This window comes from Kitasatospora sp. NPDC057512 (genome assembly GCF_042802135.1).
Lineage (GTDB): Bacteria > Actinomycetota > Actinomycetes > Streptomycetales > Streptomycetaceae > Kitasatospora.
Genome location: NZ_JBHVET010000746.1, coordinates 1 through 4,066, shown reverse-complemented (window position 1 = coordinate 4,066; position 4,066 = coordinate 1). Strand labels below are relative to the sequence as shown.

The window sequence follows — 4,066 nt, the reverse complement described above, 5'->3', positions numbered from 1 at the left end:
CAGCGCGCGACGCAGGCGCCGATCGAGCCGGGGCCGCCGGTCAGCAGCACGGTGCCGCGCGCCCGCCAGGGGGCGCGGCCGGCCGGCCGCGGCTCGGCCCGCACCAGGCGGCGGGCGAGCGTGCCGGAGGGGCGCAGGGCGACCTGGTCCTCCGTGCGGTCCGCGAGGACCGCGACCAGCCGGGCGCCGGTCCGCGCGTCGAACTCCGGCGGGAGGTCGACCAACCCGCCCCAGCTGTCCGGGAGTTCCATGCCGATGACCCGGCCCATGCCCCACAGCTGGGTCTGCACGGGAGCGGTCGTCACCTCGTCCGGCCCGGTCTGCACCGCGCCCCGGGTCAGCAGCCACAGCGGCGCGTCGACGCCGGTCCGGCGCAGCGCCTGGACGAGGTCGACCGTCGCGGCGGTGCCGCGCGGGATCCACGGGTACGCCGGGTCGTGGCCCTCCTCCAGCGCCAGCAGGGACACCACGCCGGACACGGTGCCGGTGACGGCCTCGTCGAGCGTCTCGACGCCGGTCCGGACGACCTGCGCGCCGTGGTCGGCCAGCGCGCGGGCGCACGCGTCGGCCACGGCTCCCTCGCCGAGGAGCAGCCAGGTGCCGGACAGGGCCGGTACGGCGGTCGGGTCCGCGTCCGCGGGCTGCCAGCGGATCCGGTAGCGCCAGTCGTCGACGCCCGCCGCGTCCGCCGGCCGGGCCGGGGCCGCGGGCCAGTACCGCTGGCGCTGGAAGGCGTAGGTCGGCAGCTCGACCGCCGTCCCGCCGCCGAGCACCGCCGCCCAGTCGACGGCCGCGCCGCCCGTGTACGCCTCGGCGAGCGAGGCCAGCAGACGCTGGGCGCCGCCCTCGTCGCGGCGCAGGGTGCCCACGACGGTCGGGGAGCGGTCCTCCAGGCTGTCGGCGATCGCCGGGGTCAGCACCGGGTGCGGGGAGACCTCCAGGAACACGCCGTGGCCGGCCTCGCCGAGGGTCCGTACGGCGCGGTCGAACTCGACGGTCTCGCGCAGGGACGCGTACCAGTAGGCCGGGTCCAGCTCGGGGCCGGACAGCCACTCACCGGTCAGCGCGGAGATCATCGGGACCTGTACCTCGCGGGGGGCGATGCCCTGGAGGACGGTCAGGATCTCCTCGCGAAGCTCGTCCACGTGGGCGCTGTGCGAGGCGTAGTCCACCGGGATCATCCGGGCACGCGGCGACTCGCCACAGGAGTCCGCGAGTTCACGCAGCGCGTCGGCGTCGCCGGAGACGACCGTCGCCGACGGGCCGTTCACGGCCGCCACCGACAACCGGGAACCGTACGAAGCGATCCGCGCCCGGACACCCTCCACCGGCTCGGCGATCGACAGCATCCCGCCACGACCGGCCAGGGCCTTCAGGGTCTTGCTCCGCAGGGCGACGACCTTCGCCGCGTCCTCCAGGGAGAGAATCCCCGCGACGGCGGCCGCCGCGATCTCACCCTGCGAGTGACCCACCACGGCGTCGGGAGCGACACCCGCCGCCTCCCACACGGCGGCGAGCGAGACCATCACCGCCCACAGTGCCGGCTGCACGACGTCAGCGGCCTCGAAGCCATGAAGGCCCGCCAGCACATCGTCCAACTGCCAGTCCACATACGGCGCGAGAGCCTCGGCACATTCGGCGAGCCGCGCCGCGAACACCGGCGAGGCCTCCGCCAGCTCACGCCCCATCCCGACCCACTGGCTCCCCTGCCCCGGGAAGACGAACACCGTCCGCCCGGCGCCGCCGGAAGCCACCGACCCGGTCACCACACCGGGCGCGGGCTGCCCCGTGGCCACCGCGGCGAGACCCGCCGCGAGTTCACCGCGCTCGCCGCCCAGCACCACCGCGCGCCGCTCGAAGGCCGACCGCGTGGTGGCCAGCGACCACGCGACGTCGCCGACCGGCAGCTCCGGCCGCGCCAGCACGTGCTCGCGCAGCCGGCCCGCCTGGCCGGCCAGTGCGGTCGCGTTGCGGCCCGACACCACCCAGGCCGATGCCGCCGTCGGCAGGACGGGCGCCGGGCGCTCCTCATCCGCCGCCGCCTCCCCGGCCGCCGGCGCGGGCGCCTCCTCCAGGATCACGTGGACGTTCGTCCCGCTCGCGCCGAACGCCGAGACCCCGGCCCGGCGCACCCGCTCGCCCGCCGGCCACTCCACCGGTTCCTGGAGCAGCCGGACGTTCCCCGCGGCCCAGTCCACGTGCGAGGACGGCTCCCCGGCGTGCAGGGTCCTGGGCAGGGTGCCATGCCGCAGGGCGAGCACCATCTTCATCACGCCGCCGACGCCGGCGGCCTGCTGCGCGTGGCCGATGTTGGACTTGAGCGAGCCGAGCCACAGCGGCCGGTCCTCGTCGCGGCCCTGCCCGTAGGTGGCCAGCAGCGCGCCGGCCTCGATCGGGTCGCCCAGCTCCGTGCCCGTCCCGTGCGCCTCCACCGCGTCCACCTCGGAGGCCGTCAGGCGGGCGTCGGCGAGGGCGGCCCGGATGACCCGGCGCTGCGCGGGCGCGCTCGGCGCCGTCAGGCCGTTCGACGCGCCGTCCTGGTTCATCGCGCTGCCGCGGATGACCGCCAGGACGCGGTGGCCGTTGCGGCGGGCGTCCGACAGCCGCTCCAGCAGGACGAGTCCGGCGCCCTCGCCCCAGCCCGTGCCGTCGGCGTCCTCCGAGAACGGCTTGCAGCGTCCGTCGGAGGCGAGGCCCTGCTGGCGGGCGAAGTCGGCGAACATCACCGGGGTGGACATCACCATCACGCCGCCGGCGAGGGCGAGCGAGCACTCGCCCGAGCGCAGCGAGCGGGCCGCCAGGTGGACGGCGGCCAGTGAGGAGGAGCAGGCCGTGTCGACGGTCACGGCGGGCCCGTTCAGGCCCAGGGTGTAGGAGACCCGGCCGGAGAGCACGCTGATGGCGCTGCCGGTGACCAGGTGGCCCTCGCCGTGGCCGTGCTCGCGTGCGTACCAGTCGTAGCCGGACGCGCTGGCGCCGACGAACACGCCGGTGTGCGAGCCGCGCAGGGTGCGCGGGTCGAGTCCGGCGTGCTCCAGCGTCTCCCAGGCGACCTCCATCACGAGGCGCTGCTGCGGGTCCATCGCGAGGGCCTCGCGCGGGCTGATGCCGAAGAAGCCGGGGTCGAACTCGGCCGCGTCGGGGAGGAATCCGCCGCGGGTCTCGTAGCCGTGGGTGGCCGCCTCGCCCGGGTCCCAGCCGCGGTCGGCGGGGAAGTCGCCGACGGCGTCGGTGCCGGTGGCGACCAGCTTCCAGAGCTCGTCCGGCGTGCGCACGCCGCCCGGGTAGCGGCAGCCCATGCCGACGACGGCGATCGGCTCGCCGGTCACGGTCTCCAACTCGCGGACGCGCTCGCGGCTCTCGTGCAGCTCGGCCGTGACGCGCTTCAGGAAGTACCGGAGCTTGTCCTCGCTCACGCGTTCCACCTCGGGGTGCTCGGGCTGTGGGTACTCGGTCTGGGCAGCGCTCGGGCGGCCCGCGGGAGGGTCGGCGGTACGGTCATTCGATGCCGAACTCCTTGCCCAGGAGGTCGAAGACCTCGTCGTCGTCCGCGGCGGCGAGGCGCTCGGAGACGTCCTGGCCGGCGGCGGTGCCGGCGCCGTTGCCGCCGCCGGTGGCGGGGCCGCCGGCGCGGCGCTGGAGTCGTTGCCACTTGGCGCTCAGCGCGGCGAGCTGCGCCGCGACCGCGTCCTCGTCCCCGTCCGTCCCGTCGCCGTCCTCGCCGAGCCGGTCCAGCAGGCCCGACAACGTGGCGTCCAGCCGGTCGAGTTGGGTGCGTACGGAGTCCGGTCCCGCACCGAGTTCGCGCAGCAGGTGCGCGGCGAGGGCGGCGGACGTCGGGTACTCGAAGACGACGGTGGAGGGCAGGGTGACGCCGGTGGCGGCGGCGAGCCGGTCGCGCAGTTCGATGGCGGTCAGGGAGTCGAAGCCGAGGTCCCGGAAGGCGCGTTCGGCGTCGATGTCGGCGGTGCTGCCGTGCGACAGCACCAGGGCCGCCTGGGCGCGCACCAGGTCCGTCACCGCGGCCGGCCGGCGGGCGGCGGGCAGGGCGAGGACGGTGCGGGCG

At 76.2% G+C, this 4,066-nt stretch carries 2 protein-coding genes; both read right to left on the bottom strand.

Features of this window, described 5'->3' with window-relative positions; all coding sequences use genetic code 11:
- A partial coding sequence (locus ACFU6K_RS33055) for a type I polyketide synthase (RefSeq protein ID WP_380669350.1) occupies positions 1-3,425 on the bottom strand: 3,425 nt, incomplete at its 3' end.
- A 73-nt stretch (positions 3,426-3,498) separates the two neighbouring features.
- Positions 3,499-4,066: phosphopantetheine-binding protein (locus tag ACFU6K_RS33050; RefSeq protein WP_380669348.1), on the bottom strand; the 568-nt coding region annotated here is incomplete at its 5' end.